Source organism: Staphylococcus sp. GDY8P57P (assembly GCF_017892585.1).
Lineage (GTDB): Bacteria > Bacillota > Bacilli > Staphylococcales > Staphylococcaceae > Staphylococcus > Staphylococcus borealis.
The window spans coordinates 27,101-33,870 of record NZ_JAESLK010000026.1; the positions used below are offsets into that span (position 1 = coordinate 27,101).

The 6,770-nt window shown below is 31.7% G+C and carries 4 protein-coding genes and 2 pseudogenes; all 6 read left to right on the forward strand.

From position 1 onward, the window contains the following. On the forward strand, positions 1 to 1,922 hold a 1,922-nt coding region (locus KA878_RS14540), incomplete at its 5' end, for an Ig domain-containing protein (protein WP_281059637.1). Further along, complete coding sequence (locus KA878_RS09900; protein ID WP_210142151.1) at positions 1,900 to 2,214, forward strand: hypothetical protein; 315 nt, start codon at positions 1,900 to 1,902, stop codon at positions 2,212 to 2,214. The genes KA878_RS14540 and KA878_RS09900, both read left to right, overlap by 23 nt. Before the next feature lie 18 nt (positions 2,215 to 2,232). Next, a pseudogene (locus KA878_RS09905) lies at positions 2,233 to 2,361 on the forward strand (LPXTG cell wall anchor domain-containing protein); the annotation flags it as partial. A gap of 1,014 nt (positions 2,362 to 3,375) precedes the next feature. Then, positions 3,376 to 4,361, forward strand: a pseudogene (locus tag KA878_RS09910) (ADP-ribosylglycohydrolase family protein). 18 nt (positions 4,362 to 4,379) lie between these two features. Next, positions 4,380 to 5,714, forward strand: a complete 1,335-nt coding sequence (locus KA878_RS09915; RefSeq protein WP_017175607.1) for a purine-cytosine permease family protein — start codon at positions 4,380 to 4,382, stop codon at positions 5,712 to 5,714. Further along, positions 5,711 to 6,649, forward strand: a complete 939-nt coding sequence (locus KA878_RS09920) for a PfkB family carbohydrate kinase (RefSeq protein WP_193839843.1) — start codon at positions 5,711 to 5,713, stop codon at positions 6,647 to 6,649. Before KA878_RS09915 ends, KA878_RS09920 begins: the two co-directional genes overlap by 4 nt. The last annotated feature ends 121 nt before the right edge of the window (positions 6,650 to 6,770 follow it).

The window sequence follows — 6,770 nt, forward strand, 5'->3', positions numbered from 1 at the left end:
CAAGTACTGAAGATACAACAAAAGAAGAACAACCAAGTACTGAAGATACAACAAAAGAAGAGCAACCAAGTACTGAGGATACAACAAAAGAAGAACAACCAAGTACTGGAGAGTTAACAGAGGATACTGATTTAAACACTAATACTTCCACTTTACAAGAGCAGCTTGAAAATACAGAAAATAAAGAAGAAATAGTGAATGAATATTTAACAGAGCAGTTATCTGAAGAAGAAGCAGATGCGATTATAGAAATTGCTAATATAGACTATAATAATGCAACAACAGAAGAAATTAATGATGAGATTTTGAAGGCGGCTTTAATAAACTTGTCTAACGAGATTGATAGTGAACAGCCATTGGCTACTAGAGCAACTCGTATGTTTTCAGCAATTAATACTTTAGCAGCTGATACACCAAATGAAACAAAATATCAATTCCCAACTGATTCTGATTTAGCATACTTATTGAGAGATTTAAAGTATGATGCAACAACAGTAAATGAAGATACTGCTTTAAGATATGCTGGGTTAAATCAATTTGAAAATGCAGATAGTAGTTCAATTAAATTGCAATTAACAAAATGGTTAGCTACTTCAAGTCAATTTACAAAGGGGGGTAAAATTAATTTATCATTCCCACAGGAAGCATTTTCAAGTCAAATTGAATCTATTACTTTAAATGGTGTTCAAATGACATCAAATAGTGATCGATCAAACTGGAGTGCGCCAGTGAACGGTCGGACGGTTAATTCTGGATTAATTGGTGTTGTTACTAACCATGATTTAATTATTAATTTAAAAGATAATCAAACACTGCAGTCTTTAGGTTATACAAATGATAAACCTGTATATGTCTTACATACTTGGACTAATAATGAAGGTGAAATTGCTGCTGAGAGTATTGATACATCATTTATTAGCCCAACTGTTGAAACAGACGTAGACAACAGCAAGAGAACAGATTTTACAGCCGGAAAAGTAAAAAATCAAATTCGCTACAATAAAGACAATCAAACTATAGATTCGGTTCATACTTTTAAACCAAACCAAAACTTTTTACAAACAGACTATAATTGGGTTGTATATATTAAAGAACAAATCCCTCAAGATTTATTACCTTATATAGATTTAAATAACATTGAACTTTACGTTTCAGATGAAAATGGTAATAAAATCAGTGAAAATAGAGTTGTTAATGTTTTTGCAGACGACAATGGCTTGGTTGATACTAGTAAGGTAGATAGCATCTCAATCCTAGATAATAATACAATTAGTGATTTAAATAGTGCTAGAGGTGAATTAGATAGAAATGTATTTTATGGTACATTAGGACAATCAAGAAGTTATACATTATCTTATTCATTACTTCCTGGTGTTACTTTAGAAAAAATTGCTGAAGATTTAAATGAAAGTACGGAAGATGCACGTTTAGACTTTTCATCTTGGTTAGAAGCAGATTATGTAGATAATCGTACAGTAGGATCTGATAATGGAGCACCATTCCAGCCTTTAGAAGGTTCTTATGCTACATCATATCTAGATTTTTATGACTATGACAATGATGGTGTACCAGATATTATTGATGATGAACCAGAAATAGGTAATAATGACCCTACAATTGATTCTATTGAGGATCAAATTATTACAGAAGGGGAAAGTATTACTCCTATTAGTATTACATCTCAAGATGATGACAATGATCCGTTAACTACAACGGTTACAAACTTACCTGAAGGCGTTAGTTATAATGAAGAAACTAGACAAATAGAAGGTACTCCACAAGTAAATGATTGGAAAGATACCGAAGAAGTTCGTGACTATGAAGTTCAAGTAACAGTAGATGATGGTCAAGGTGGACAAACCGTCGAAACATTTATTATCAGTGTTAATAGAGACACAGATGGAGACGGCAGTCACAGATGATGTTGATACAGATGATGATAATGACGGCGTTAACGATAGTGATGAAGAAAAGGCTAACTTAGATCCGAAAAACAAAGATACCGACGGTAATGGCATCACAGACGGAGAAGAAGATACAGATAATGATGGTTATACAAATGACGAAGAGTCAGATGATAATTCATCAACAATCACAGACAAAGATAACGACGGTGTATCAGATGTAGTAGATCCAGCAGATACAGATGGAGACGGCATCACAGATGATGTTGATACAGATGATGATAATGACGGCGTTAACGATAGTGATTAAGAAAATAAACAACATGGTAAAGAACAATTACCTGACACAGGTACTAGTGAACAAGCGAATGGCACATTATTAGGTTCATTATTCGCTGCAGCAGGATCACTATTCTTAGCTGGTAAACGTCGTAAAAATAAAAAAGAAGATAAATAAGTATCTTTAAATGTTAGATAGATGATAATAAGATAGATAGCCAGGTCATTAAAATGGCCTGGCTATCTTTATATCCGTTGAGTTTTCTTATTTATTATTAGAATATATGTAAAAGTATTTTATCGGAGGCTAATATACGTTTAGAAACTAAAATTAAAGAATTAGTGTAAGAACTAAAAAATAAAGAAATAGGGGAGAATTACGTCTTTTTAAGTGTAGGAACATCTAATTAAAGTAAAAAATATAGATTTATATCCAGAACCTTTGGGGAAAATGTTTTCAATTTATGTCAGACATGTGATATTTATTTAGATATTAATAAAGGAAACGAAATTTATGAAGGTATCTTGTTAACATTGATATACTAAATGCTTTTATTTGGATATGAAGAAATGGTTCATAATCAGTCATTTATTAATTGAGATCATCTTTTTAAAGTTAATCAGGATAATAAATTATGTCAGTTATTAAGTAATATTAGGATGCGCTAACTACTATTTGTTACTAAGTTAAATACACAATTGCGGTATGCTAACTCGATGTCTAAAACATAATTGCAAAATAAAAAAGTATGTGAAAGTTAATAAATTATATCTAATTTAGCATAAAAGTTGTAGACTTCTATTTAATTATAATATAAAATTATAATGTAGTTATTTACTTAAATAACTACATTAACAGGTTGGTCCTTGTTATTCTTTAAAGTACTTTATTTTAGTCATGCCTTTTCGGCATGGCTTTTTTATTAGTATTAAATAATAAGATGTCCTATATTTAATTACAAATTAATAAAATAGATAGAGTTAGACAGTTAATATTTTGATATTAATAAATCAATCAGAAAAACCGCATCATTAACCGATACGCAGAAGCATATCACAAATAAAACTAAAAAATAGATTGTGTATAGTATAAAAGGAAGGGATTTATATTAAAATTTTGACAATAAAATGTAAGCGCTCTAAAATAAAAAATTAACTCGTACGTATAAGTGGACAAGAAGGGAGTTTTATAATGAAAGATAAAATATTAGGAACTTTATATGGCCAAGCTATTGGAGACGCTTTAGGTATGCCTTCAGAATTATGGAATCGCAACAAAATTAAAGATTTTTTTGGGAAAATCACAACTTTTTTAGATGGTCCTTATGAAAATAAGGTAGCCAGAAATTTCACCAAAGGACAGTTTACAGATGATACTGCACAATCACTACTAATCATTGATGCACTAAATAAAAATCATTTTGAACCTTCAAAAAAATCATAGCAGACGAATTGATTGAATGGGCCAATGCTACAAACGCATTTAAAAATAATATTCTTGGCCCAAGTTCTAAAGCAGCTTTAACTGCAATAATACAAGGAGAAGATTCCCAATTCTATACAAAAAATGCATTAACTAATGGGTCGGCTATGAGAATTGCTCCTATTGGTACTTTATTTTCTAAAGATCAAAAAGTAGAGCTTGTAAATTATGTTAAGGAAATTAGTGAAGCTACTCACACAAGTGATGTTGCAATAGCCGGAGCTAGTATGATTGCTTATGCAGTAACATTGGCAGCGGAAGATAAGAATTGGAAAGAAATTATAGAAGGCGTTTTGGATATTCACGATATAGCTATTAAAGAAGGAGAACAAACTTTTTCTGCATCAATAGCAGAAAGATTAAAATTAGCAGTTCAGTTTGCCAATCATTTCGAAAGTGAGGAGGAATATTCGCTCTGGCTTTATGATGTGATAGGATGCGGAACATCATTAACTGAATCGGTCCCCACTGCTTTGGCAATTGCTTATTTTTGTAAAGACCCCAATAAATGCGCAATTTTTTGTGCGAATATCGGTGGGGATACTGACACAATTGGCGCTATGGCAACTGCTATATCGGGAGCTAAATACGGATATAGTAATTTTAAAAAACTTTGGATAGAGACTATCGACAAACACAATAGTGTGAACTTAGAACAATATGCAACTACGCTCGAAAAAAATAAGATGTTATAAAAAATGGAGGTGTTCGTTATGGAAAAAGAAGAAGTCTTTCTTCCTGAAAGTGAAAAAAACGGGAAACCTATCGACTTATTTTTTATATGGTTTGCAGCCAATCTAGGTATTCTCGGGATAGTTTATGGCGCTGTCATAGTAAGTTACGGATTGAGCTTTTTACAATCAATTTTGATTGCTATAATAGGTCCGTTATCCTTTGTTCTAGTTGGTTATATAAGTGTAGCTGGTAAAGATAGTGGAGCTACAACTTTTATGCTCTCAAGAGCACCATTTGGATTTAAAGGCAATCATATACCTGCTTTAATTGGCTGGGTAGGTCAAGTTGGTTGGTTATCTGTTAATGTTTCTACAGGAACTTTAACTCTTCTGGCTTTATTTAGTACTTTTGGTTTTAAGACTAGTACATTTCTAATTTTGATGAGTTTAGCGATTTTTGCTGGGCTAGTTATTATATCTGTTCTTTTTTCACAAAAAATACTTGTATCAGTACAAACATTTTTCACATATGTATTTGGTGCATTAACCTTATTAGTTATAACAATTTTAATTACTAATACTGATTGGAACGCCCTTTTTTCTATGAAATCTGGGTCTTGGCTTAAAGATTTTCTACCTGCATTAGCCTTTGTAATAGTAGGAACTGGATTGACTTGGACTAACGCAGCTGCAGATTATAGCCGTTTTCAAAAAAAATCGAACAGTTCTTTATCAATAATCACTAGTGTTACAGCTGGCGCGTTTATCCCTTTATTTATCATTATAAGTACTGGAATTTTATTAGCTACTTCAGAGCCACAATTAGCAAATGCAGAAAATCCAATCTTACTAATTAGCGAAGTACTACCAAATTGGATGACAGTAATTTACTTAATATCTGCTTTAGGTGGCCTTACTCCTATGTGTTTTTTAGGTTTAAAGTCCTCAAGATTAATTATGAGTACTTTTGATTTGAAAGTAAAAAATTCTACAGTTATTATTATTCATTCAATTATTATTATTGCCATTCCTATTTATGTCTTAGTAGTTTCCAGAAATTTTCTCGCTTTTTTTGAAATGTTTTTAGGAGTTTTGGGTATTGGATTAGCTGCTTGGAGTGCAATTTTCATTGTTGATTATGCAACATTGAGAAAAAATATAGGTTATGAAAAAAAATTAGTTTACGATCCCCAGTATAATAGTCTGAATATTAAAACAGTAATGGTCTGGAGTATAGCAGTAATAGCAGGTGCATTAATAAACATTTTTACTTCTTCAAGTTTTGATATAATTGTAACATTTATGGTTAGCGGATTTTTATACTATATATTTAATATTTCTTTAAATACTCACAGAAAGAAGGCTAAAAAATGAAAAGTTCATCAAGAGAATATAAACAGATTAATAGCCAAAAAAAGGTTTTGGTGATCGGCAGTGCTGTTATTGATGTGATTTTAAATGTTGATAGTATACCAAGTAGTGGATCGGACGAATTTGCCTACTCTGAGAAGACAATAGTAGGTGGTTGCGCATATAATGTAGGCGATATACTTAGTCAGTTCAAAGCTAATTATGATTTGATGGTGCCCGTTGGCGATGGTCCTAATGGAACAATTATTAAAAATAAGTTAAAAAAAGAAGGCAAAACTTCATTATTAAATAATATATTAGGAGATAATGGTTGGACGTTATGTATCGTTGAAAATAATGGAGAACGCACTTTTTTAACGATGCCCGGAGTTGAAATGACATGGAAAAAGAATTGGTTTAAAGAAATTGACCTTAATAAGTATGATTATATTTATGTGTCAGGTTATTCTTTTGAACATCCTTCAGACGAAGTTTTATTAGAAGAATTTAGTCGTTTAAACGAGAAAACTACAATTATTTTTGACCCCTCACCAAGGATTAATAAAATGAACTGTGAAAGTATAAGGAAGTTGCTTGAAATAAACACAATAGTACATGCCAACGAGGATGAAATATTACAATTGAGTAGTGAGAATCATGTGAAAGATGCGGCATTAGAAGTAAGTAAACAGACTAATCAACCTGTGATAGTTACGTTAGGCAACGAAGGTACTCTTATAGCAAATAAGTGTAAAGTTAAGATTTTAGAGGGGGAAAATGTTCCTATAACTGATACTATAGGCGCTGGTGATTCACACACAGCAGCTTTTATAGCAGGTTTGCTAGATAACCAAAGTATTGAAAAAGCTTGTATATGGGGAAACGAAGTAGCATCTAAAATTGTGCAAGAACGAGGTGGAAATACGGATATATTCAATCCTATAGATGAAGAATATTAAATTTGTCTCACGCTTACTATCTTCAACAGTTGTTGTATTTTAGCTTTAGGCTTATAAACTATTTAAAAGAAGGTTCTGTTGCAAAGTAAAAAATATAGCCAACCACTAATTTATCATGTCA

Coding starts and splice junctions, on each gene's coding strand:
- KA878_RS09900 (WP_210142151.1), top strand. CDS start 1,900: ATGGAGACGGCAGTCACAGATGATGTTGATACAGATGATGATAATGAC.
- KA878_RS09915 (WP_017175607.1), top strand. CDS start 4,380: ATGGAAAAAGAAGAAGTCTTTCTTCCTGAAAGTGAAAAAAACGGGAAA.
- KA878_RS09920 (WP_193839843.1), top strand. CDS start 5,711: ATGAAAAGTTCATCAAGAGAATATAAACAGATTAATAGCCAAAAAAAG.